We start from the raw sequence: 22888 nt of genomic DNA, 5'->3' as shown, positions 1-22888 counted from the left end.
GTGAATCGATGCAAGGGGGACCTCCCGCATGAAGAAGACCGCTCTGGTCTCCGGAGCCCTGGCGCTGGTGATCGGCCTGTCCGCGTGTGGCGGCCAGGCGGCCACCGGCGGAGGGAACGCCGTCGGCCCGTCGTTGTTCGGCAACGCGCAGGACCTCGTCCGCGCCGCCTCGGCCAAGACCAGCCAGGCGCAGTCGGCGAAGTTCACCATGTCGATGTCGATGGGCGGCCAGGAGATCACCGGATCCGGTGAGGGCCGGTTCGCCGGCTCGGACACCGCGATGGCCATGACGACGAACGTCGCCGGGCGGACCCAGGAGATGCGGATCGTCGACAAGGTCATGTACCTCAAGCTGCCGGCCAACGCGCAGGCCGCCGCCGGGGGCAAGCCGTGGGCCAAGCTCCCGCAGGGCAGCGAGGCAGCCAAGGCGCTCGGCGCGAGCCTCGACCAGGCCGAGTCGAACAACCCGGCGCAGTCGCTGGAGCAGATCCAGAAGGCCGGCACCATCACCCGCAGCGAGCAGACCACGCTCGACGGGCAGCAGGTCAGCCACTACTGGGTCAACATCGACGTGGCGAAGGCCGCTGACGAGCTGGCCGGCACGGGCATGCCCGCGGAGATGCTCGACCGGCTCAAGTCGATGAACGGCGTCACGTTCCCGCTGGAGCTGTGGCTCAACAACGACCAGCTGCCGGTGCAGGTCACCGAGGACCTGAGCCCGATGATGAAGGCAGTGGGTGCCCCGGCGGAAAGCCAGCAGGCCACCGTCAAGATGAAGTACACCGACTGGGGCGCCCCGGTCACCGTCACCGCCCCGCCCGCCGACCAGGTGGGCGAGCTCAAGCTCAACGGCTGATCCCCGAACAGCACGGCAGCGGCGCGGTCCCGGCTTCCGGGGCCGCGCCGTTCCGCGTCCGCTACCCCATGTGCGGGTAGGCGATCCCGGTGGGCGCGTCGAAGGTTTCCTTGACCGACCGCGGGCTCGTCCAGCGCAGCAGGTTGAACATCGAGCCTGCCTTGTCGTTGGTCCCCGAGCCCCGCGAGCCGCCGAAGGGCTGCTGGCTCACGATCGACCCGGTCGGCTTGTCGTTGACGTAGAAGTTCCCGGCCGCGAACCGCAGCGCCTGGTGCGCCTGCTGCACCGCCGCACGGTCGTCGGCGAAGACCGCGCCCGTCAGCCCGTACGGGGAGGTGCGGTCGACCAGCTCCAGGATCTCGCCGTAGGCGGCGTCGTCGTAGACGTGGACCGCCAGGATCGGCCCGAAGTACTCCGTCGCGAACGCGGTGTGCGCCGGATCGCCGGACACCAGCACCGTCGGTTCCACGAAGTACCCGATCGAGTCGTCGCAGTGGCCGCCGACCAGCACGTCCAGATCGGGGTCCGCGCCGACGCTGCCCAGCAGGTCACGGTGCTTGGCGAACGCCCGGGCGTCGATCACGGCGCCGCCGAACACCGAGAAGTCGGTGACGTCGCCGTACTTCACCGTGCGTGTCAGGTCGGCCAGGTCGTCGCGCAGTCCGCTCTCCCACAACGACCGCGGCAGGTACGCACGGGAGGCGGCGGAGCACTTCTGCCCCTGGTACTCGAACGCGCCCCGCACCAGGGCGGCCACCAGCTTCTCCCGGTTCGCCGAGGCGTGCGCGACGAGGAAGTCCTTGCCGCCCGTCTCGCCGACGATCCGCGGGTAGCTGCCGTAGGAGTCGAGGTTGTCAGCGATCCGCCGCCACAGGAACTTGAACGTCGCGGTCGACCCGGTGAAGTGCAGGCCGGCGAACCCGGGATCGGCCAGCGCCACCTCGCTGACCGCGTGCCCGTCGCCGGTGACCAGGTTGATCACGCCCGGCGGCAGGCCGGCCTCCTCGAACACCTCCATCGTGTAGTGCGCGGCCAGCTGCTGCGTCGGCGTCGGCTTCCACACGACCGTGTTGCCCATCAGGGCGGGCGCGCTGGGCAGGTTCCCGGCGATCGCGGTGAAGTTGAACGGGGTGATCGCCACGACGAACCCGTCCAGCGGCCGGTAGTCCATCCGGTTCCACGCACCGGGCACCGAGTTCGGCTGCTCGGCGAGGATCCGGCGCGCGTAGTGCACGTTGAACCGGAGGAAGTCGATCAGCTCGCAGGCGGCGTCGATCTCGGCCTGCTGCACCGACTTCGACTGCCCGAGGATGGTCGCCGCGTTGAGCGTGTCCCGGTACCGGCCGGCCATCAGGTCCGCGGCGCGCAGGAACACCGCGGCGCGCTCGTCGAAGGGCGTCTCCCGCCACACCCGCGCGGCCTCCTTCGCCGCGGCCACCGCGTCGGCGACGTCCGCCGGGGTGGCCTGCGCGGACGTACCCAGCACGTGGGCGTGGTCGTGCGGCTGGACCACGTCGAACGTGTCGCCGCCGGCGAACCGCTTCCGGCCGCCGATCGTCTGCGGCAGCTCGTGCTTGTCGCCTTCCAGCTCGGCGATCCGCCGTTGCAGGGATTCCCGCTCGGCGCTGCCCCGCGCGTAGGTCCGGACCGGCTCGTTGACCGGGACGGGCACGTTCGTGATGGCGTCCATGCCTACCTCCTCCAGACAGGGCTCGTGGCCTGTCCCCCACGCTAGAGCAGGTCGAGGAGGAACGGCAGCTCTCCAGGCGCGTACCAGGCGAGTTCGTGGTCCTCGGCCTCCCCGAGCACGAACTCCGCGTCCGGATCACCCAGATCGGCGGCGTCGATGACGCGGGCGGCGGCACGCACGGCCTCCTCCGCCTCCTCCGTGTCCACGTGCACCGCGGCCACGTCCTCGTAGCTGATGGGTCCGGACAGCTTCACCACCGGCGCGTCCAGGTCCGGGCGCGGCTTCGCGTCCTCGACGTCGACCGCGATCACCACGCGGCGCCACGGCTCCTTGGCGTCGCCCGCGTCGTGTTCGGCCGCGCCGATGAGCCGCAGCGACGCGCGTGCGGCGTCCAGCAGCGCCGCGTACTCCAGCTCCTCGGTGTCACCGCTGACGTAGGACTCGCGCAGCGCCGGGGTGAGCGCGAACCCGGTCCCGCCGGGCGGTTGCAGACTGCCGTCCGCCACCAGCCTGCGCAACATCCCGATCGTGCCCGGAAGGTAAACCCTCACCAGCTCGCACCCTTCAGCTCTTCCAGTGAATCCTCGATCATGCCGGCGAGCACGTCCACATCGGACAGCGCCTTGCGATCGCCGTTCAGTCCGAAGTAGACGCCACCGTGGTACGACGTGACCCCGATGGCCAGCGCCTGGTTGCGCGCCAGCGGGATCACCGGGTACATCTCGGTCATCCTCGCCTGCCCGGCGTACAGCGGCACCTGCGGCCCCGGTGAGTTGATGACCAGCAGGTTGAAGATCCGGCCGGAGAACGACCCCGCCGCGCGCGCAGCGAGCGCGTGCATCGTGGCCGGGGCGAACCCGCCCACCCGCAGCATGGCACGCGCGGTGACCGAGCGGCCGGCCTCGGCGTGCGCGCGCAGCGTGTGACTGATGTGCTGCAGCCGCAGCGCCGGGTTCGGCTCCCCGACGGGCAGGTCCACCAGGAACGGCTCCACCCGGTTGTTGACCAGTCCGGCCGGGGAGAACTCGACCGTGTCCGGTTCGAGCACGGCCAGCGGCACCAGCGCGCGCACGCTGGTCGCCTCGGACACCGCCTCGCCGCGGGAGAGCAGCCAATCCCGCAGCGCGCCGGTGATCGCCGCGAGCACGATGTCGTTGACCGTGACGCCGTGCTCGGCGCGGACCTTCCGGTAGTCCTCCAGGCGCGTGCGGACCACGGCGAACACCCGGCCACCGGAGACGTGCCGGTTCAGCGGCCCGGACGGCGCCGGCGAGACCACCCGGTGCAGCGCGGCGGCGACCCCGCCGAGCGCATCGGTGACCTTGTCCGCGGTCGCCGTGACGTCGCTCAGCACGTCGCGCACGTTCTCGACCAGCTCGCCCGGCCGCCGGACGGTCTCGCTGACCGCGTCCAGCACCAGCTGCGCGGCGCTGGGCAGGCGGCGGGGCACCCAGGGGTCGGCAGCGTCCCCGGCGCCCTCGGTGTCCTCGCACGGCTGCGGCTCGGAATCCAGGATGAGCTGTCCCAGCTCGACGGTTCCGCTGCCGTCCACGACGGACTGGTGCGTCTTGGTCACCAGCGCGAAGCGGTCGCCCTCCAGCCCCTCGACGAAATACGCCTCCCACAACGGCCGCTCGTGGTCCATCGGCCGGGCCATCAGGCGGGCGACGAGCTCGTGCAGCTGGGCGTCGGTGCCCGGCGCGGGCAGCGCCGAGCGGCGGACGTGGTAGTTGAGATCGAAGTCGACGTCGTCCACCCACACCGGTCGCGCGAGGTGACCGGGCACGTTGAGGACCCGCTGCCGGTAGCGCGGCAGGTAGGCCAGCCGCTGCCGGATCAGGCACCGCACCTGCTCGTGGCCGTGCCCGTCCCGGGGCCGCTCGAAGATCGCGACGCCGCCCACGTGCATCGGCGTCGTCGCGTCCTCCAGGTAGAGGAACGACGCGTCGAGGGCGGAAAGACGGTCGGGCATGACGCGATCCTGACACAAACACCTCCGCTACCCCACCCGCCGGCCCACCGCCGCCCGCACCGGAAACTAGGCTTGCCGGGTGCGTGACGCCACCGACACCACCGTCTCCCCGAAGGACCGGTTCCTGACCGTCTACGGGCGCAAACCGGTCCTGGAAGCGCTGGACGACCCGGAGCTGCGGGTCGACAAGGTCATCCTCGCCGACACCGCGCGCGGCCCCGCGGCCGCCGAGATCGAGCGCGCGGCGCGGGCGGCCGGCGTGCCGGTGCAGCGCGCGAGCGCGCACCGGGTGAAGGTGCTGGCCGGCAACGGCAAGCAGGACCAGGGGGTGCTCGCAGACGTCGTAGCGCCCCGGATGCGCCCGCTGAGCGCCGCGCTGGCCGACGCACCGGCCCGGGTGCTGCTGCTGGACGGCATCACGACCCCGGCGAACGTCGGCATGATCCTGCGCACGGCCACGGCGGCCGGGCTGGGCGGGATCGTGGTGCCCCGGCGCGGCGTGGCCGCGCTGGACCCGCTGGTGGTGAAGGCGTCGGCGGGCGTGGCGTTCCGCGCACCGGTGCTGCGCTGCGCGACCGCGGCCGAAGCCGCATCCATGCTGGCCGACGCGGGGTACGGGCTGTACGCACTGGGGGCCCAGGGTGGTCCGTCGCTGTTCGACGCGCCGCTGCCGGAACGCGCGGCGTTCGTGCTCGGCGGTGAGACGGCGGGAGTGAGCGACGCGGTCGCCGCGCTGGTGACCGGGTGGTTGTCGATCCCGATGCCGGGCGAGGTCGAGTCGTTGAACGTCTCGGCGGCCGCCGCCGTGCTGTGCTTCGAACTGGTCAGGCGGGGAACAACGCGCTGAGCTCGGCCAGCGTGTCCGCCACCGAGGTGTGGTGGACCCCGGTCATGCCGGCGGCGGTGGCGCCGTCGATGTTCCGGCGCGAGTCGTCCACCATGACGCACGCGGACGCGGGCAGGCCGAGTCGTTCGGCGGTGAGGTGGAAGACGCGGGGATCCGGCTTGGCGAGGCCGACCTCCCCGGAGAACACGAACACGTCGAAGTACCGGGCGAGCCGTCCCCGGCCCGCGCCACCGTCCGCATTGGACAGGAGCGCGGTGCGGATGCCCCGTGAGCGGAGCTGGTCGACGGCGGTGAGCAGGTCACCGGCGTCCGGATCGGTGAGCACACCGGCGTAGTCGAATACCAGCCCGCGCAGCACGGTGGTGACCCTATCCGCCCGGATCACTCCATCGGGCGCCCCCTGTCCGGACCGCCGGGGAGGACCGCTCTACAGAGCGGTACAACTCGACGAGGGGGAACCTTGACCGACACCTTTCTGCAAGCGCTGCACCCCAGCGAACCGAACCGGGGCGCGACACCGCCGGTGGTCATCCCGGAACAGGGCGGTTCGCCGCTCACCCGGCTGCGCGGACACCCCGGGGAGCCGCTCGAACTGCGGCACGCGCGAGCCGTCCTGACAGCCATCCTGGAGGTCCGCTCGGGCCGGCGGTCACCGAGCCAGCTGCGCCCGGTCCTCACCCCGCGGATGTACCACCACCTGCGAACCGCACCGGCCGCACCCGGCCCGCGGTACACGGTCAGGTCGGTCCGGGCGAGCCGGAGCGGTCCGCGCACGATCGAAATCTGCGGCACCGCCCACGCGCACCAGCGAGCGTCCGCGGTGATGGCGCGCTTCGACCACTCCGAGACCGGCTGGCGGTGCGGCTTCTTCGTGCTCGTACAACCCCAGCCACGGCGCTGACCTGCACCGATGGTGCACCGGGCGGCAGTTCCCGCCCGGCGCGCCGGCGGTGACCGGCAACAACAGGAGGGCCGGCGCCACCCGGCGCCGGCCCTCCGGAAGAGCTCACCTCAGCGACGCTTCTTCGACTGCTTCGCCTGCGTCCGCGCCGCCGCCCGGCGTTCCCGCCGGGTACCGCCCGCGGCGCCGTCCCCGGCCGACGTCGCGGTCGTGCCACGCGACTGCACGCCGCCCTGCTCCGCCGGGCCGGAGAACGTCAGGCCCTGCTGCTCGCCGTCGCTGCCGAGCCCCTTGCCGCGCAGCGCGTTCGGCACCGCCGGCCGCTCCGGCTCCGGCTGCTCCGGCACCGGCTGGGCGTGCCGGCCGTTGGCCGCCGGCGCGGCGGCCGCGGGAGCCGCCCCCTCCTGCGGTTGCGCAGCCTCGACCTGCAGGTTGAACAGGAAGCCGACGGCCTCCTCCTTCAACGAGTCCAGCATCGCGTTGAACATGTCGAAGCCCTCGCGCTGGTACTCGATCAGCGGGTCGCGCTGCGCCATGGCCCGCAGGCCGATGCCCTCCTTGAGGTAGTCCATCTCGTAGAGGTGCTCGCGCCACTTGCGGTCCAGCACCGACAGCAGCACCTGCCGTTCCAGCTGCCGCATCGCGCCCTCGCCGACCCGGCCGTCGATCTCGGCCTCGCGCCGGGCGTAGGCCTCCTTCGCGTCCTCGATCAACGCCTCGCGCAGCACCTCGGGGCTGAGGTCCTCGTGCTGGTCGACCAGCTCGTCCCAGGTGACCGACACCGGGTAGAGCTGCTTGAGCGCGGTCCACAGCTTCTCGTGGTCCCAGTCCTCGGCGTAGCCCTCCGAGGTGGCGCCGTCCACGTAGGCGGTGAGCACGTCGACCAGCATGTGCTGCATCTGCTCGGACAGATCCTCGCCCTCGAGGACCCGGCGGCGCTCGGCGTAGATGACCTTGCGCTGCTGGTTCATCACCTCGTCGTACTTGAGGACGTTCTTGCGGATCTCCATGTTCTGCTGCTCGACCTGCGTCTGCGCGCTCTTGATGGCCCGCGAGACCATCTTGTGCTCGATCGGCATGTCGTCCGGCAGGCGCATGGTGGTCATGACCCGCTCGACCATCACCGCGTTGAACCGGCGCATCAGCTCGTCACCGAGCGAGAGGTAGAACCGCGACTCGCCGGGGTCGCCCTGGCGGCCCGAGCGACCACGCAGCTGGTTGTCGATGCGGCGCGACTCGTGCCGCTCGGTGCCCAGCACGTACAGGCCACCGGCCTCGCGGACCTCCTCGGCCTCCGCCTTGGCCTCGGCCTTGACCTCCTCGAGCACCTTCGGCCACAGGGCCTCGTACTCCGCGGAGTTCTCCACCGGGTCCAGGCCGCGCTCGCGCAGCCGCTCGTCGGCGATGATGTCCGGGTTGCCGCCCAGGACGATGTCGGTACCACGGCCGGCCATGTTCGTGGCGACCGTGACCGCGCCCTTGCGGCCCGCGCGCGCCACGATCAGCGCCTCGCGGTCGTGGTACTTCGCGTTCAGCACCTCGTGCGGCACGTTCAGCTTGACCAGCAGCTTCGACAGGTACTCGGACTTCTCCACGCTGGTGGTGCCGACCAGCACCGGCTGGCCCTTGGCGTGCCGCTCGGCGATGTCCTCGGCGACCGCCTCGAACTTCGCCTCCTCGGTCTTGTAGATCAGGTCCGGCTGGTCCTTGCGGACCATCGGGCGGTTGGTCGGGATCGGCACCACACCCAGCTTGTAGGTCTGGTGGAACTCCGCGGCCTCGGTCTCGGCGGTACCCGTCATCCCGGACAGGCGGTCGTAGAGGCGGAAGTAGTTCTGCAGCGTGATCGTGGCCAGCGTCTGGTTCTCGGCCTTGATCTCGACGCCTTCCTTGGCCTCGATCGCCTGGTGCATGCCCTCGTTGTACCGGCGGCCGGCCAGGATCCGGCCGGTGAACTCGTCGACGATGAGGACCTCGCCGCCGCGGACGATGTAGTCCTTGTCGCGCTTGTACAGCTCCTTGGCCTTGAGCGCGTTGTTCAGGTAGCCGACCAGGGGCGTGTTCGCCGACTCGTACAGGTTGTCGATGCCGAGCTGGTCCTCGATGAACGCGACGCCCTTCTCGGTGACACCGATGGTGCGCTTGCGCTCGTCGACCTCGTAGTGGGTGTCGCGCTTCATCAGCGGCGCCATGCGCGCGAACTCGACGTACCAGCGGGCCGACTGCTCGGCGGGGCCGGAGATGATCAGCGGTGTCCGCGCCTCGTCGATCAGGATCGAGTCGACCTCGTCGACGATGGCGAAGTTGTGGCCGCGCTGGACGCAGTCCTCCAGGGTCCACGCCATGTTGTCGCGCAGGTAGTCGAAGCCGAACTCGTTGTTCGTGCCGTAGGTGATGTCGGCGTGGTACGCCTTGCGGCGCTCCACCGGGGTCATCTCGGACAGGATCGCGCCGACCTCGAGGCCCAGGAAGCGGTGGACCCGGCCCATCCACTCCGAGTCGCGCTTGGCCAGGTAGTCGTTCGTGGTGACGACGTGGACACCCTTGCCGGAGATCGCGTTGAGGTACACCGGCAGGACCGAGGTCAGGGTCTTGCCCTCACCGGTCTTCATCTCGGCGACCTGACCGAGGTGCAGGGCCGCGCCACCCATCAGCTGAACGTCGTAGGGGCGCTGGCCGAGCACGCGCAGGGCCGCTTCGCGGGCCACGGCGAAGGCCTCCGGCAGGAGGTCGTCCAGGGACTCGCCGTCGCCACCGTCGTGCCGCTTGCGGAACTCGGCGGTCTTGGCGCGCAGCTCGTCGTCGGTGAGGTCCTTCACCTCGTCTTCGAGGGTGTTGATGTGATCGGCGATGTTGCGCAGCCGCTTGATCATCTTGCCCTCGCCCGCGCGCAGCAGGCGGTTGAGAACCATCCGGTCGACCTCACTAGCTGTTGGGACGCACCCAGGCTCTGTCCCGGGACCGCGCCATATCCGAACCCTGTCCGACCCGTGGGTGCGGGTCGTTGCGCACCCTCCATCGTAGGGAAGGAGCCCGCGTGCGCGCACGCACCGTGCGTACGCGCACGAAACGGCCCGCGCGCAGGTGGCGCGCGGGCCGTTCGCGGACGCCGCTACTGGTCGAGGCGGATGACGCCGTAGGCGAAGCCCTTGCGCCGGTAGACGACGCTCGGGACGCCGGCCTCGACGTCGTTGAAGAGGTAGAAGTCGTGTCCGACCAGCTCCATCTCGGAGAGGGCCTGGTCGATGGTCATGGGTTTGGCAGAGTGGTGCTTCTCCCGGACGATCTGGCCGGGGAGGTGTTCGGCCTCGTCGTACCCGCGCTGCTGGGTGGGCAGCTCGATGTCCTCCGGGAGGGCAGTCCCGACCTCTTCGGCCGCGGGAGCGGGCGCCTCCATCACCGCGGTCGACGCACGGCTGGTGGCCGGCGTCGCTCCCGCCGCGAGGGCGCTCGACGTCGCTTCCGCGACGGATTCCGGGCAGCGGCGTCCGTAGTGGACGCGCCGGCGGTCGTGCATCTTGCGGAGGCGGCTCTCGATCTTGCTCAGGGCGGTGTCGAGAGCGGCGTAGAAGTCCCCCGCACAGGCCTCGGCGCGGACGACCGGACCCTTGCCCCGGCCGGTGATCTCCACGCGCTGGCAGTTCTTCAGCTGCCGGCGGTTGGGCTCGTGGAACAGCTCGACCTCGTAGCGGAAGACCTTCTTGTCGTAGCGCTCCAGGCGCTCGAGCTTGTCACCGACGTGTGTGCGGTAGTGATCCGGCACCTCGACGTTACGGCCTTTGACGACGATTTCCATACACGACCTCCCTCATTGCGGAATGAGTTCGAGAGCTCTCATGGATCGGCGCCGACGCCGCTCCCGCCCGAACCGGTCTGATCGCAAACCGGGGGTCAATCTTCCGTCGGCGCCAGGGTCATCGGCTGTTCACCTCCCTGCCGGCGGGACTTGCTATAGCGCAGCACGCTAGCGCGGTAATCCGGATCACAAAACCCCCCGGGCCGGGGGATGTCACGAGCCGGGAACCGGTGACGGTACGCGTCTGAACGCGTCCAGACCCGGTGACCTGCTGCTCCATTCGGATCAGGGCACCGGGCTGGTTTTCACCTTGACATTCCGGCGTTATCCGGCGTGCCCGTCCGTGGGTGACTGGACACCGCGACAGCCGCAGCACTCCCCTGGGCGCTTGCGGGCGACCCGCTCCGGCGTTCCAGGGCCTCATGTCCGGACAACGGCCGCCGACGCACTCGCGTTCCCGGGAAGATGCGCCCGGATGGGTGAAGCCCCGGCCGGCGTCCGACGACTGCCCGAAACTGTCGGTGCCCGTCCGCACACTCTTCGCATGAACCTCGGATCGCTCTCCCTGGACCTGCTCCTGCCCGCCCGGTGCGCCGGCTGCGGCGCGGCCGGCGCCGGCTGCTGCGCGGCCTGCCTGCTGGAACTGGCCCGGCCGCACCCGGCGCCCCGCGCGGCGGTCGACGTGCCCGTGCACGCGCTGGCCCGGTACGACGGCACCGCGCGCCGCCTGGTGCTGGCCTACAAGGAACGCGGCCGGCGCGACCTGGCCGATCCGCTGGGCCGCGCGCTGGCCGCCGCCGTGCTCCACCTGCCCGAGGCGCGAGCGGCGCCGGACGGGACGTGGTGGCTGGTGCCGGCGCCGTCGCGCCGGGCGGCATCGCGGCGGCGCGGCGGGGCGCACCTGCTGCGGCTGGCCCGGCGCTGCGCCGTCCACCTGGCGCGGGCCGGTCACGCGGCGGCGGTCGCCCCGGCGCTGGCGCTGTCGTCCCGCGCCCGGGACGCGGTGGGCCTCGACCGCGACCAGCGAGCCGCGAACCTCGCCGGCCGGCTCCGGCTCGACCGCCGCGGCCACCCACCGCCCGGCAGCCCCGTCGTCCTGCTCGACGACGTGATCACCACCGGCGCGACGATCGCCGCCTGCACCCGGACGCTCGCCGGAGCGGGATGGGAGGTGAGCGCAGCGCTGGTGCTGACCGCGGCGGGCTGATCGTCACGCAGGCGCTCGCTTCGCCGTTGATGCCGGGCACCGGAGCGCTTCGCGCGGCTTTCGCCGCGTGCCCGCACCTGGGCAAACCCGGGCTGAAGCCACCCGCGGTGCCGCGGACCTGGGCTGCGGCGAGCGGCGCCCGGCTCAGCGGCGCCCAGGCCACCCCCGGCCACCCACGCCGGCCCGGCCCGGGCCCCGGCGCACGCCGGCACCGTCAGTCAGTCAGCCAGTCCGAACGCGACCGCACCCGAACGACCGCAGGCACCCGAGCCGGGGCGGCCGACCCGGCCCGGCGCAGCCCGGCCCGGTGCAGCCCGGCCCGGTTCAGCGGAACACCGCTCAGCAAGGCCGACGCTCGAGTCAGCCCTCGCCCGGCTCCTCGCCGCCCAGGCCCGCCCCGGCCGATCCGGGCTCGGTCCGCCCCCGGGCGGCCGCGCCGGTGGGGCGGCGGTGGAGCAGCTCGAACCGGGACCACATGGCCTCGGCGGCCTCGATGGACCGGTTCGTGCGCGCGGGGTCGACCGCGGCGAGCTGCGCCACGATCGCCTGGACCAGGGCCATCCCGGCGGTCAACGACGGAAAGAAGGTGACGCCCTCGGCCGGAACCATCAGCACCCGCTCCGCGGCGCCCGCCAGCGCCGGGCTCGCGGCATCGCTGATCGCGAACACGCGCGCGCCCCGGGAGTGCGCCTCGTTCGCGGCGCGCACCGTGCTCTCGTACAGCCGCCAGAAGCTGATCGCCACCAGGACGTCGTCCCCGGTGATCTTCGCCGTGGCGTTCGCCAGTTCGGCGTCCCCCGCGGTGACCGCGTGGACGTCGTAGCCGGCCAGGCGCGCATTGTGGGCGAAGGCGATCCCGACAGCGGCGTAGCTGCCGTCGGCGATGACGGTCGTCCGGCGGGCCGCAGCCACGGCCTCGGCCACGGCCCGCACCTCGGCCTCGTCGAACCGCCGGTTCACCAGTGCCAGGCTGTCCAGATCCCGCCGCAACGACGCGGACGCCGGCGACCCCGCGCTGTGGTGCTCCTCGGCGACCTGCGGCGCGCTCAGCGACGACAGGTACCGGGCCCGCAACTCCTGTTGCAACGCGGGCCACCCGGCGAACCCGAGCGCCTGCGCCGTCCGGGTCACGGTCGCGACGTTCACACCCGCGAGCCGGGCCAGGTCACCCGTCGAACCGAACGAAGCCTGCCGGGGCTGCGAGACCAGCACGTCGACCACCGCCGCCGACTTGGGCCGCAACCCCCGCGCCGGCATCCGCTCGCGCAACCACTCCGCGAAACCCTCGTCCGCCACCGCACGCCCTCCTGCCGCGCTCACCGTATCCCACGGCCTCGTGTTACAGACATGCAAAGCATATTGCAGATGCGCTGATTTGCAGTTTATGTTGACCGCACCATTCCCCTCCCCACGGAAGGCGTGTCATGACCCTCCTGGCACGACTCGACCGGCTCCCGCTGAGCCGGCCGCACTACCTCCTCCTCCTGATCGGCGGCCTCGGCTACACCTTCGACGGCATGGACTCCGCCGTCGTCGCGTTCCTCCTGCCCAGCGCGAAGACCGTCTGGGGCCTGACCAACGGCCAGCTCGGCCTCATCGGCTCGGCCACCCCGTTCGGGTTCCTCTTCGGCGCGATCGCGGCCGGGCTGCTCGGCGACCGCATCGGCCGCAAGAAGGTCATGATGTACGCGCTGGCCTTCTACGCGCTCTTCTCCGTGGTGGCCGCGTTCGCCCCCAACTACGAGGTCTTCCTGGGCGCGCGGGTCCTCGCCGGGGCCGGCGCGGGCGCGGAGAGCGCGATCATCGCGCCGTTCCTGTCCGAGTTCGTGCCGGCCAAGCGGCGCGGCTGGTTCGTCGGCGCCCTCGCCGGGTTCTTCTCCTTCGGGTTCGTGGCGGCGGCGCTCCTCGGCCGGTTCGTGGTGTCCGCCCTGCCCGAAGGCTGGCGGATCGCGCAGGTGCTCACGGCGCTGCCGATCGTGCTGCTGCTGTGGTGGCGCCGCTCGCTGCCCGAGTCACCGCGGTTCCTGCTCACCCAGGGCCGCCGGGACGAGGCCGAACGCGTGGTGGCGAAGATCGAGCGGGACGTCGAGAAGGCGACCGGCCGGCCCCTGCCGCCGGTCCCGGAATCGGTGACCGAACCACTGACCAGGACCCCGAAGGTCGGACTGCTCACCGCACTGAAATTCCTGTGGAGCCGCAAGATGGCCCGCCGCACCGCGGTCATCTGGGCGGTGTGGTTCGTGATCACGTTCTCGTACTACGGCTTCTTCTCGTGGATCCCGACACTGCTGATCGAACGCGGCATCACGGTGACCAAGAGCTTCGAGTTCTCGATCATCATCTACCTCGCCCAGGTGCCGGGGTACTTCTCCGCGGCCTGGCTGTCCGAGCGGCTGGACCGCAAGCACACCATCGCGCTGTACCTGACCGGCTCGGCGGTCAGCGCGTTCTGGCTCAGCCAGATGAACGCGCCGTGGTCGATCACGCTCGCCGGCGCCGTGCTGTCCTTCTTCCTCAACGGCACCTACGCGGGCGTCTACTCCTACACCCCCGAGGTGTTCCCGACCTGGATCCGCGCCACCGGCACCGGACTGTCCAGCGCGTTCGGCCGCGTCGGCAGCATCCTCGCCCCGACGATCATCGGCGTGTTCGCGGCGAGCCTCGGTTTCGGCGGCGTGTTCGGCCTGACCACCGCGGTGCTCGCGATCGGGGTGCTGTGCGTGCTGGTGTTCGGCCTGTCCACGGCCGGGCGCTCGCTGGAGGAACTGACCGAGAACGGCGCTCCCGTCGCCGCCACCAAGGAGATGACCACGTGACCGACCTGTCCAGAGTGGAATCGGAGGTGTCCGCGGCGATCGGGGTCCGGCTGTTCACCGTGCTCGCCTGGATCCCGGAGCGCCGCGCGATGCGCCGCGTGTACAGCAGTCACCCGGAGCAGTACCCGGTGGGCGGCGAGAAGACCGTCGAGATCGCCGCCGGCTGGCTCGAGCAGTGCATCGAGAAACAGCAGCCCTACCTGGGCGCGGACCGGGAAGCGGTGCGTGCGGTGTTCGCCGACGCCGAGCTGATCGGCTCGCTCGGCTGCGGCTCGGTGATCAACGTGCCCGTGGTCGACGGCCGCCGCACGCTGGGCGCGCTGAACATCCTCGACGCGGAAGGCAGTTACGACGACACGTCGGTGGCCGCAGCGGTGGAGCTCGCGCCGCTGGCCGTTCCGGCCCTGCGGAAGGTGGTGGACGCCCGGTGAGCGGCGACCTGGTGCTGCGCAACGCGACCCTGCTCGAGCCGGAGACCGGCGAGTACAGCGAGGGCGATCTGCGGTGCGCGGACGGGCGGATCGTGGAGACCGGACGCGGCCTGGCCGCCGGCGGCGCCCGGGTCGAGGACGTGCGCGGCGCCGTGGTGATGCCAGGTCTGATCGACGCGCACGTGCACGTCACCGCCTCGACCGCGGACCTGGGGTCGCTGCCGTCCACCGCACCGTCCTACGTGGCCCTGCACAGCGCGCGGACCATGAGCCGGATGCTGGACCGCGGGTTCACCACGGTCCGGGACGCCTCCGGTGCCGACTACGGCCTGGCCGACGCGCAGGCGGAGGGCCTGTTCCGCGGGCCGCGGCTGCTGTTCTGCGGGCGGGCGCTGAGCCAGACCGGCGGCCACGGCGACAACCGCAACCGCGGCACCCGCGTGCACGACGACCACCCGTGCTGCGCCGGCCTCGGCCGGATCGCCGACGGTGTGGACGCGGTGCGCGAGGCCGCGCGCGACGAGCTGCGCAAGGGCGCGCACCACATCAAGGTGATGGCCTCCGGCGGGGTCGCCTCGCCCACCGATCGCATCGACTCGACCCAGTACTCGGCGGATGAGCTGCGGGCCATCGTGGAGGAGGCGGAGGCGGCGAACCGGTACGTCGCCGCGCACGCCTACACGGCACGGGCCGTCAACCGGGCGCTGGAGCTGGGGGTGCGGTCGATCGAGCACGGCAACCTGATCGACGATCGCAGCGTGGAGCTCTTCCGCGAGCACGACGCGTTCCTGGTGCCGACGCTGGTGACGTACTGGGCGCTCAAACAGGAGGGCCGCGAGTTCGGGTTGCCGGAGGCGAGCTGGCGCAAGGTCGACGAGGTGCTCGGCGCCGGGCTGGCGGCGCTGGAACGGGCCGCGCGCGGCGGCGTGCGGATCGTGTACGGCACCGACCTGCTGGGCGGGATGCACCGGCACCAGAACCACGAGTTCCGCCTGCGGGCCGAGGTGCAGCCGCCGCTGGAGATCATCCGGTCCGCCACCACGATCGCTGCCGAGCTGGTGAACCTGGCGGGCGAGATCGGCACGCTCCGGCCGGGTTCGCACGCCGACCTGCTGGTGGTCGACGGTGACCCGCTCGCCGACGTCGGCGTGCTGGCCGAGCCCGCGCGCTTCCGGTACGTCGTGCAGAGCGGCGAGATCGTCACGGGCTGAGCGCACGCCGTTCTACCCGGGCGGCTCAGCCCGGGTAGAACGGCGACGCGTTGCCGCCGAAGCTGTGCGGGTGCGGGCGCCACACCTCGCCCACGTCGGCGGCGGTCCACAGACCGCCGTCGTCCGCCACGACGATCGACCGGCCGGGCGCGGCGGTGATCGCGTGCACCGGCAGCGTCAGGTTGGAGATGTTGAACGGGTCCAGCCGCAGGCCGTCGATCGGGATCTTCACCACCGGTTGCGACGGCATGGTCGTCGCGGCGACCAGGGTGTCCTGGCTGAGCCAGTCGACGTCCACCACACCGCCCAGCGTGCCGCCCTGCAGGATCCGCGGCGCACGCAGCGTCACCGAGTCCTGGGCACGCACCACCGACGCCACCAGCAGCTGCCCGCCGGCCACCACCGCGGCCCGCGCGCCGTCCCGGGACAACCGGAGCACGCTGATCGCCCCGACCTGCAGGATCTCGTCGGCGTTGACCACCTGCGGCACCCAGCCGCCGTCCGGCGTGCGCAGCGTCCGCACCACCGTCTGCCCGTCCACGACGGTCCACACCTCGCCGGAGCCGTCCGCGGTTGCGGTCGGCCGCCAGGTCGGCCGGGTCATCGTCGCGCCGGCCAGGTCGACCGGGACCGCGTCCTTGCCGAACGGGCCGACCCGCAACCGCTGCCGCCCGTCGGCGAACTCGACGACCGCCAGCTGTTTGCCGTCGATCGACTGTGCGGCGCTGGCCACCTGGTACCCGCCGCTCTGGCCGGCCGGGCCGGCGATCAGCGAACCGTCGCCCAGCGAGCGCACCCGGCCGTTCACCGTCACCAGCCCCGGCTGGTCCGCGCTCGGCGACGCCAGCGTGGTGTAGGACGGCAGGTCACTCGGCACCCAGTCCTCGTGCCCGTCCACCAGCGGCGCGCCGTCGGACAGCAGCCGCACCCGGTTCGTCGTCACCGACTGCATCGACAGCACGATCTGCGCCGCGATCAACCGCCGCACGTCCGCCGTCTGGTCCGCCACCCCGGTCAGCGGCACCACCAGCGCGCCATCCGGCGCGGTCGTCACGTTGCCCTCGGTGTTCGCGCCCTCCGGGAGGAGGTTCCGCACCGCGCCGACCAGGCTCGTCGACGGTCCGGCGAGCAACAGCCCCACCACGCGCCCGGCCAGGCCGGACTGCGGTTTCCCGGCCACGTACCGCAGGTCCGGCACCACCGTGTTCGAGTCCTGCGCGAAGAAGAACGCCTGCACCCGCACGTAGTTCGCGGTGAAGTCGCTGTAGGGCATCACCAGGTTCGGCGGTGGGTTGGTGACCCGCCACTGCCCGTCCGACTGGCGCCGCACCAGCAGCTTCAGCTCCACCGGCGCCCGCAGCGAGATGAACGCGCCGTCCTCGCGCAGCGAACCCACGCTCACGCCGCGCAGCACGACGTTGACCTCGTTCGGGTTGGCCGTGGTGTCGGCACCCGCCGCCGGGACGGTCGCGAACACGTCGTCGATGATCGTGATGACCTTGCCGGGGGTCCACGCCTTGCCGGCCGCGTCGTCGAGGTACATGCGGGCGGCCGCGTTGTTGCTGATCGGCTGGGCGCTCGCCCGCACGAAATCGCGGACGACGGTCAGCGCGTCCAGGTCCTTCGCCGGCTGCGGCACGTCCGGGTTGACCGGCTGCCCCAGCTCCTGCTGCGGAACGGCGACCGGTTGCGATTCCTCGGGCACGTTCGCGCAGCCCACCGCGAGCACCAGGCAGGACATCAACGCGAACAGCCGCGCCAGGAGCGTCACACGTCCTCCTTGCGCATCTCACCTATCGTGAGCGTGTACTCGGTGGGCAGGCCGACCTGCAGGTGTCCGTTGGTGGCCGGGGCGTCGCCGGGCACCAGCGGCAGCGGGCTCTCCCCGATCGGCTCGCCCTGCGTGCGCGGCAGCGTCAGGCGGAAGCACGCACCATGCCCGGGCGCACCCCACGCTTCCAGCTGCCCGCCGTGCAGCCGGGCGTCCTCGTGGCTGATCGCCAGCCCCAGCCCGGTGCCGCCGGTGCGGCGGTTGCGGGACGGGTCGGCGCGCCAGAACCGGTTGAACACCAGATCGGCCTCACCCGGTCGCAGGCCGACGCCGTGGTCCCGGACGGTGATCGCGACCGCGTGCTCGTTCGCGGCCAGCGTGAGCCGGATCGGGTTGCCCTCGCTGTGGTCGACCGCGTTGGCCAGCAGATTGCGCAGGATCCGCTCGACCCGCCGCGCGTCGATCTCGGCGAGCGTCTCCTCCTCCGGCAGGTCCAGCTCGATCTCGGTCTCGGCGTTGCCCGCGATGACCCGCACCTGCTCCACCGCGCGACGGGCGATGGAGGAGACGTCGATGAACTCGGCCGCCAGCTCCTCCACACCGGCGTCCAGCCTGCTGATCTCCAGCAGGTCGCCGAGCAGCGCCTCGAACCGGTCCAGCTCGTCGACCAGCAGCTCCGTGGACCGCGCCAGACCGGCCGGGAACTGCTCGCGCGAGGCGTGCAGCACGTCCGCGGCCATCCGGACGGTGGTCAGCGGGGTGCGCAGCTCGTGCGAGACGTCCGAGGTGAACCGGCGCTGCAGGGTGCCGAACTCCTCCAGCTGCCGGATCTGGTGCTGGATGCTCGCGGCCATCTCGTTGTAGGACACGGCCAGTTTGGACAGGTCGTCCTCGCCGGTGACCGGCAGGCGCTCGTCCAGCTCACCACCGGCGAACCGGGCCGCGGCGGCCGCCGCCTGCCGGACCGGGCGCACCACCTGCCGGGTGACCAGGTTCGTGATGCCGGCCAGCAGCACGAGCAGCACCAGGCCACCGACCAGCAGCGTGTTCTGCACGGTCTGGACGGTGTTCTGCTCCGCGGTCATCGGGAACAGCAGGTACAGCTGGACCGGGCGACCGGTGCTGGTGACCGGGGCGCCGACGATCAGGTGCGTGGTGCGCGTGCCGTCCGGGTCGGTGTCGGTGTTGATCTGCCAGGCGACCTGGTTGCTCTCCACGAACCGCTGCAGGCCGTCGGGCACCTTGGTGATGGGGCCGGCGGAGTCGGTGGAGTCGTCGCCGCCCGCGGTCAGCACGGGCTCGAACGCGCCGGCGGCGGACGCGGCCGTGCCCTGGTCCTCCGAGGAACTGCTGGTGATCTTCTTCAGGGCGTTCTGCAGCCGGTCGGCCAGCGCGTCCTGGTCGCTGATGCCGACCAGCTCGTTCTCGGCCGTGCGCACGACCTGCAGGGTCTGCGCGACGGCGGCCTGCCGTTTGGTGTCGGTGAGGCGCTGGGTGATCTGGTTCTGCAGCACCATGCCCAGCACCAGCCCCACCGCCGAGGACAACGCGAGCGTCGAGACGGTCACCTTGAACTGCAGCGACCGCCGCCACAGCACGCCGAACGCGACCACACGGCCGCGCAGGTAGGCGCCCGCGCGGGGGGCCAGCCGCAGCACCGCGCGGACGAAGGCCGGAACTCTTCGCTTCATCTGACTGTTACGGCGGACCCGCCTTGTAGCCGACGCCGCGGACGGTCAGGACGACCTCGGGGTGCTCGGGGTCCTTCTCGACCTTCGAGCGCAACCGCTGGACGTGCACGTTGACCAGGCGGGTGTCGGCCGCGTGCCGGTAACCCCACACCTGCTCGAGCAGGACCTCGCGGGTGAACACCTGGCGCGGTTTCCGGGCCAGGGCGACCAGCAGGTCGAACTCCAGCGGGGTGAGCGGGATGGCCTTGCCGTCCCGGGTCACCTCGTGGCCGGGCACGTCAATGGCCAGGTCACCGATGGTGAGAGTCTCGGCGGGCTCGGCCTCGGTGCGCCGCAGCCGCGCGCGCACGCGCGCGACGAGCTCCTTCGGCTTGAACGGCTTGACCACGTAGTCGTCGGCGCCGGACTCCAGGCCCAGCACGATGTCGACCGTGTCGCTCTTCGCGGTGAGCATGACGATCGGCACTCCCGACTCGGCCCGGATCGCCTTGCAGACGTCGATGCCGTTCATGCCGGGCAGCATCAGGTCGAGCAGCACGAGATCGGGCTTGAGCTCCCGCAGCGCGGGGAGCGCCCGGGAGCCGTCCGCCACCACCGCGGTGTCGAACCCCTCGCCGCGCAGCACGATGGTGAGCATCTCCGCAAGAGCGGGGTCGTCGTCGACGACCAACACACGTGCCTTCATGACCACATATTCGCACTACGGAGACCGTTCGTGACGCGCGACCCTGCGAACGGCCCGGGAAGTGAGCAGGCACGTTAGCCCGGATGGACCAGCCGGGCGACGAGCTCGGCGTGGTCGACTCCCGCCGCGCCGTCCACCACGTGCCAACCGGACAACCACGACATCGCCGCCAGTTCGTCGTAGACCGCGGCGCAGCGGGCCTGGAGATCGTCGTCGGACTCGAACGCGTCCTTGGCCCGGTCGGCGTCGGCCGAGGCGCGCCGGTCGGCCCGCTCGGCGGCCACGGCGGGCGGGACGCGCAGCAGGATCTGGGCGTCCGGCAGCGGCAGCCCGAACCGGTCGATCTCGATCTCCCGCACCCAGCGCACGAACGCGCCGTCGGCGTGCTGGCGGAGGCGGGCCGCACCGTAGGCGGCGTTGGACGCGACGTACCGGTCCAGCAGGACGACGTCGTGGGTGGCCAGGTCGCGGCGGATGTCGCCGGCCGCGCCCCGGCGGTCGAGGGCGTAGAGCAGGCCCATCCCGTACACGGAGTCGGTGAGGTCGCCGTGGCGGCGGTGCAGGCCCTCCCGCACCAGGTCGGCGTGGACACTGCGGCCGTAGCGGGGGAACGCCTGCGTGGCGACCGTGCGGCCCTGGTCGTGCAGCGCCTTGGTGAGGCCGTCGGTCAGCGTGCGCTTGCCCGCGCCGTCCAGCCCCTCGATGACCACCAGCCGTCCCACGGGCACAGGCTATCCGGCGGTGGTCAGCGCACCTCGAGGCCGTGCGCCTCGGCGGCCTCGGCCTGGCGTCGGTCGCGGGTCACCATCACGACCGGCTCGCCATTCGCCAGCCCGGTGGTGTCGTGCAGGGCGACAGCCAGATGAATCGCGTCGAGCGTGCGGAGCGCGTGGTGGTCGGACACGAGGCGACAGGCCGCCGGCATGATCACCTGGGGCACCAGCGGCACGAGACTCAACGCGCCCTCACCACCGGCTTCGGCGTCAAAGCGGGCGAGCGCTCCCGAGGCATCGCGGATCCGCCCGTTGTTCCGCGCGGTCGCCATCGCACTGGCGAACTCAACCCTTGTCAGCTCGCTCGTCAGCACCAGATCTTCGTTGTCGAGAAGCAGCTCCACCATCTGCTCGTGCTCGGGCTCATCCGGCAGGAAGGCGCGCACCACTGCACTCGTGTCCGCGTAGAAGATCGTCACCACTCGCCTCGCGACCAGTCCAGTGCCTCGCTGACGGCGGTTCCACTGCCCCGCAGGAGAGCATCGAGTTGCTCCCGGCTCGGTACCGGCGCTTCAGGCGCGAACGCGACCAGTTTCCCCTCGGCGAGCAACCGCCGCTTGCGTTCCTGCCGGGCTTCCGGCCGGTCGACCGCGGCTTTCAGGACCTCGGTCACGAACTCGTTGACACTGCGCCCCTCCGCCTCGGCCTTCGCCTTGACCCGGGCATGCAACTCGTCGTCGAGACGAGTGATCATCTGCCGCATGGTGCCATGCTATCACATACGAGGTCGATGATAGCACCCGAGCGCGGCCTGGTGCGGTCAGTAGCGGTAGTGCTCCGACTTGAACGGGCCCTCGACGTCGACGTCGATGTACTCGGCCTGGTCCTTCGTCAGCTTGGTCAGCTCGCCACCCAGTGCCTGGAGGTGGATGCGCGCCACCTTCTCGTCCAGCTTCTTGGGCAGGCGGTACACCTCGTTGTCGTATTCCTCGTGCTTGGTGAACAGCTCGACCTGCGCGATGACCTGGTTGGAGAAGCTGTTCGACATCACGAAGCTCGGGTGGCCGGTGGCGTTGCCCAGGTTCAGCAGCCTGCCCTCGCTCAGCACGATGATCGAGTGGCCGTCCGGGAACACCCACTCGTCGACCTGCGGCTTGATGTTGATGCGCCGGACACCGGGATAGCGGGCGAGCCCGGCCATGTCGATCTCGTTGTCGAAGTGGCCGATGTTGCCCACGATCGTCTGGTGCTTCATGCGGGCCATGTGCTCGGCCATCACCACGTCCTTGTTGCCGGTCGTGGTGATCACGATGTCGGCTTCCGGCAGCGCGTTCTCCAGCGTCTTGACCTGGTAGCCGTCCATGGCCGCCTGCAGCGCGCAGATCGGGTCGATCTCGGTGACGATCACCCGCGCGCCCTGCCCGGACAGCGACTCCGCCGCGCCCTTGCCGACGTCGCCGTAGCCGCAGACCACCGCGACCTTGCCGCCGATCAGCACGTCGGTGCCGCGGTTGATGCCGTCGATCAGCGAGTGCCGGATGCCGTAGCGGTTGTCGAACTTGGACTTCGTCACCGAGTCGTTGACGTTGATCGCCGGGAACAGCAGGTCACCGGCCGCCGCCAGCTGGTACAGCCGCAGCACGCCCGTGGTGGTCTCCTCGGTCACACCGCGGACACCCTGGCCGATGCGCGTCCACTTCTGCCCGTCGGCGGCCAGCGACTCCCGGAGCAGCCCGAGCACGACCTTCCACTCGTCGGAGTCGTTGTCGTCGGGTTGCGGCACCACCCCGGCGGCCTCGTACTGGGTGCCCTTGTGCACCAGCATCGTCGCGTCGCCGCCGTCGTCGAGGATCATGTTGGGACCCGCACCGTCCCAGGTCAGCATCCGCTCAGTGCACCACCAGTACTCCTCCAGCGTCTCGCCCTTCCAGGCGAACACCGGCACCCCCTGCGGCGCCTCCGGCGTCCCGTGCGGGCCGACCACGACGGCCGCCGCCGCGTGGTCCTGCGTGGAGAAGATGTTGCAGGAAGCCCAGCGCACCTCCGCGCCGAGCGCCACCAGGGTCTCGATGAGCACCGCCGTCTGCACGGTCATGTGCAGCGAGCCCGACACCCGCGCCCCGCGCAGCGGGTACACCTCCGCGTACTCACGGCGCAGCGCCATCAGCCCCGGCATCTCGTGCTCGGCCAGCCGGATCTCCTTGCGGCCGAATTCGGCCAGCTCAAGATCCGCGACGGCGAATTCCACCCCGTTGCGGGTGTCGTGCCACTTCGCAACGCTTTCGGGGGTCATAGCGGCAT

General features: G+C 71.4%; 21 protein-coding genes. 7 read left to right on the top strand and 14 right to left on the bottom strand.

What is annotated here, in order from left to right; translation table 11 throughout:
• The first annotated feature begins 28 nt into the window (after window positions 1–28).
• Window positions 29–856: a hypothetical protein gene (locus FHX46_RS06265; RefSeq protein ID WP_167111478.1), complete on the top strand. Its 828-nt coding sequence runs from the start codon at window positions 29–31 to the stop codon at window positions 854–856.
• A gap of 61 nt (window positions 857–917) precedes the next feature.
• Here the strand turns inward: FHX46_RS06265 and pruA are convergent, their stop codons facing one another.
• The 3 genes from pruA to FHX46_RS06250 are packed head-to-tail and all read right to left on the bottom strand — an operon-like array spanning window position 918 to window position 4518.
• The gene (gene pruA, locus FHX46_RS06260; protein ID WP_167111476.1) at window positions 918–2546 is read right to left on the bottom strand and encodes an L-glutamate gamma-semialdehyde dehydrogenase; all 1629 of its coding nucleotides are present in this window, start codon (window positions 2544–2546) and stop codon (window positions 918–920) included.
• Between the two features lie 41 nt (window positions 2547–2587).
• Window positions 2588–3097 carry a DUF6912 family protein gene (locus FHX46_RS06255; RefSeq protein ID WP_167111475.1) on the bottom strand — a complete coding sequence of 170 codons (510 nt, stop codon included), beginning with the start codon at window positions 3095–3097 and terminating at the stop codon, window positions 2588–2590.
• Window positions 3094–4518 carry a WS/DGAT/MGAT family O-acyltransferase gene (locus FHX46_RS06250; protein WP_167111473.1) on the bottom strand — a complete coding sequence of 475 codons (1425 nt, stop codon included), beginning with the start codon at window positions 4516–4518 and terminating at the stop codon, window positions 3094–3096. The genes FHX46_RS06255 and FHX46_RS06250 overlap by 4 nt, the downstream gene beginning before the upstream one ends.
• A 79-nt stretch (window positions 4519–4597) precedes the next feature.
• Between FHX46_RS06250 and FHX46_RS06245 the strand changes: the two genes are divergently transcribed.
• A complete protein-coding gene (locus FHX46_RS06245; RefSeq protein WP_167111471.1) occupies window positions 4598–5365 on the top strand; it encodes a TrmH family RNA methyltransferase in 768 nt (255 codons plus the stop codon).
• On the opposite strand, the gene FHX46_RS06240 is transcribed toward FHX46_RS06245, so the two are convergent.
• Complete coding sequence (locus tag FHX46_RS06240; protein WP_167111469.1) at window positions 5343–5723, bottom strand: HAD-IA family hydrolase; 381 nt, start codon at window positions 5721–5723, stop codon at window positions 5343–5345. The two genes, FHX46_RS06245 and FHX46_RS06240, sit on opposite strands and share 23 nt — an antisense overlap.
• A 102-nt stretch (window positions 5724–5825) precedes the next feature.
• Here FHX46_RS06240 and FHX46_RS06235 point away from each other — a divergent pair, with 102 nt between their 5' ends.
• Window positions 5826–6266, top strand: a complete 441-nt coding sequence (locus tag FHX46_RS06235) for an Rv3235 family protein (protein WP_243871232.1) — start codon at window positions 5826–5828, stop codon at window positions 6264–6266.
• A gap of 110 nt (window positions 6267–6376) precedes the next feature.
• Here FHX46_RS06235 and secA read toward each other — a convergent pair whose 3' ends face one another.
• A complete protein-coding gene (gene secA, locus FHX46_RS06230; protein ID WP_167111467.1) occupies window positions 6377–9178 on the bottom strand; it encodes a preprotein translocase subunit SecA in 2802 nt (933 codons plus the stop codon).
• A gap of 200 nt (window positions 9179–9378) precedes the next feature.
• Window positions 9379–10062 carry a ribosome hibernation-promoting factor, HPF/YfiA family gene (hpf, locus tag FHX46_RS06225; protein ID WP_167111465.1) on the bottom strand — a complete coding sequence of 228 codons (684 nt, stop codon included), beginning with the start codon at window positions 10060–10062 and terminating at the stop codon, window positions 9379–9381.
• 544 nt (window positions 10063–10606) lie between these two features.
• Here hpf and FHX46_RS06220 point away from each other — a divergent pair.
• On the top strand, window positions 10607–11269 hold the full coding sequence (locus FHX46_RS06220; RefSeq protein WP_167111463.1) for a ComF family protein: 663 nt from the start codon (window positions 10607–10609) through the stop codon (window positions 11267–11269).
• Window positions 11270–11629: 360 nt separating this feature from the next.
• Here FHX46_RS06220 and FHX46_RS06215 read toward each other — a convergent pair whose 3' ends face one another.
• On the bottom strand, window positions 11630–12526 hold the full coding sequence (locus FHX46_RS06215; protein WP_167121180.1) for a MurR/RpiR family transcriptional regulator: 897 nt from the start codon (window positions 12524–12526) through the stop codon (window positions 11630–11632).
• 167 nt (window positions 12527–12693) lie between these two features.
• Between FHX46_RS06215 and FHX46_RS06210 the strand changes: the two genes are divergently transcribed.
• The 3 genes from FHX46_RS06210 to FHX46_RS06200 are packed head-to-tail and all read left to right on the top strand — an operon-like array spanning window position 12694 to window position 15727.
• On the top strand, window positions 12694–14085 hold the full coding sequence (locus FHX46_RS06210; protein WP_167111461.1) for an MFS transporter: 1392 nt from the start codon (window positions 12694–12696) through the stop codon (window positions 14083–14085).
• Entirely contained in the window at window positions 14082–14516 is a 435-nt protein-coding gene (locus FHX46_RS06205) for a GAF domain-containing protein (RefSeq protein WP_167111459.1), read from the top strand. The genes FHX46_RS06210 and FHX46_RS06205 overlap by 4 nt, the downstream gene beginning before the upstream one ends.
• Entirely contained in the window at window positions 14513–15727 is a 1215-nt protein-coding gene (locus FHX46_RS06200) for a metal-dependent hydrolase family protein (protein ID WP_167111457.1), read from the top strand. The genes FHX46_RS06205 and FHX46_RS06200 overlap by 4 nt, the downstream gene beginning before the upstream one ends.
• Window positions 15728–15752: 25 nt before the next feature.
• Here the strand turns inward: FHX46_RS06200 and FHX46_RS06195 are convergent, their stop codons facing one another.
• The 7 genes from FHX46_RS06195 to ahcY all read right to left on the bottom strand — a co-directional run bounded on the left by FHX46_RS06195 (window position 15753) and on the right by ahcY (window position 22880).
• On the bottom strand, window positions 15753–17498 hold the full coding sequence (locus FHX46_RS06195) for an LpqB family beta-propeller domain-containing protein (RefSeq protein WP_167111455.1): 1746 nt from the start codon (window positions 17496–17498) through the stop codon (window positions 15753–15755).
• Window positions 17495–19189, bottom strand: a complete 1695-nt coding sequence (mtrB, locus tag FHX46_RS06190; protein ID WP_208400025.1) for an MtrAB system histidine kinase MtrB — start codon at window positions 19187–19189, stop codon at window positions 17495–17497. The genes FHX46_RS06195 and mtrB overlap by 4 nt, the downstream gene beginning before the upstream one ends.
• A gap of 7 nt (window positions 19190–19196) precedes the next feature.
• Window positions 19197–19874, bottom strand: a complete 678-nt coding sequence (mtrA, locus tag FHX46_RS06185) for an MtrAB system response regulator MtrA (protein WP_167104757.1) — start codon at window positions 19872–19874, stop codon at window positions 19197–19199.
• Window positions 19875–19948: 74 nt separating this feature from the next.
• Complete coding sequence (locus FHX46_RS06180; RefSeq protein WP_167111453.1) at window positions 19949–20596, bottom strand: dTMP kinase; 648 nt, start codon at window positions 20594–20596, stop codon at window positions 19949–19951.
• Between the two features lie 23 nt (window positions 20597–20619).
• A complete protein-coding gene (locus FHX46_RS06175; protein ID WP_313886044.1) occupies window positions 20620–21066 on the bottom strand; it encodes a type II toxin-antitoxin system VapC family toxin in 447 nt (148 codons plus the stop codon).
• Window positions 21063–21350, bottom strand: coding sequence for a FitA-like ribbon-helix-helix domain-containing protein (locus FHX46_RS06170; RefSeq protein ID WP_167111449.1), 288 nt, complete (start codon window positions 21348–21350; stop codon window positions 21063–21065). Before FHX46_RS06170 ends, FHX46_RS06175 begins: the two co-directional genes overlap by 4 nt.
• 57 nt (window positions 21351–21407) lie before the next feature.
• Window positions 21408–22880: an adenosylhomocysteinase gene (gene ahcY / locus FHX46_RS06165; protein WP_167111447.1), complete on the bottom strand. Its 1473-nt coding sequence runs from the start codon at window positions 22878–22880 to the stop codon at window positions 21408–21410.
• Window positions 22881–22888: the final 8 nt, after the last annotated feature.

This window comes from Amycolatopsis viridis (genome assembly GCF_011758765.1).
In the GTDB taxonomy this organism is placed as follows: domain Bacteria; phylum Actinomycetota; class Actinomycetes; order Mycobacteriales; family Pseudonocardiaceae; genus Amycolatopsis_E; species Amycolatopsis_E viridis.
The sequence above is the reverse complement of the archived record's forward strand: the minus strand, read 5'-3'. Positions and strand labels throughout refer to the sequence as shown.

Coding starts and splice junctions, on each gene's coding strand:
- FHX46_RS06220 (WP_167111463.1), top strand. CDS start 10,607: ATGAACCTCGGATCGCTCTCCCTGGACCTGCTCCTGCCCGCCCGGTGC.
- hpf (WP_167111465.1), bottom strand. CDS start 10,062: ATGGAAATCGTCGTCAAAGGCCGTAACGTCGAGGTGCCGGATCACTAC.
- FHX46_RS06170 (WP_167111449.1), bottom strand. CDS start 21,350: ATGCGGCAGATGATCACTCGTCTCGACGACGAGTTGCATGCCCGGGTC.
- FHX46_RS06215 (WP_167121180.1), bottom strand. CDS start 12,526: ATGCCGGCGCGGGGGTTGCGGCCCAAGTCGGCGGCGGTGGTCGACGTG.
- FHX46_RS06250 (WP_167111473.1), bottom strand. CDS start 4,518: ATGCCCGACCGTCTTTCCGCCCTCGACGCGTCGTTCCTCTACCTGGAG.
- mtrA (WP_167104757.1), bottom strand. CDS start 19,874: ATGAAGGCACGTGTGTTGGTCGTCGACGACGACCCCGCTCTTGCGGAG.
- pruA (WP_167111476.1), bottom strand. CDS start 2,546: ATGGACGCCATCACGAACGTGCCCGTCCCGGTCAACGAGCCGGTCCGG.
- secA (WP_167111467.1), bottom strand. CDS start 9,178: ATGGTTCTCAACCGCCTGCTGCGCGCGGGCGAGGGCAAGATGATCAAG.
- FHX46_RS06265 (WP_167111478.1), top strand. CDS start 29: ATGAAGAAGACCGCTCTGGTCTCCGGAGCCCTGGCGCTGGTGATCGGC.
- ahcY (WP_167111447.1), bottom strand. CDS start 22,880: ATGACCCCCGAAAGCGTTGCGAAGTGGCACGACACCCGCAACGGGGTG.
- FHX46_RS06210 (WP_167111461.1), top strand. CDS start 12,694: ATGACCCTCCTGGCACGACTCGACCGGCTCCCGCTGAGCCGGCCGCAC.
- mtrB (WP_208400025.1), bottom strand. CDS start 19,189: ATGAAGCGAAGAGTTCCGGCCTTCGTCCGCGCGGTGCTGCGGCTGGCC.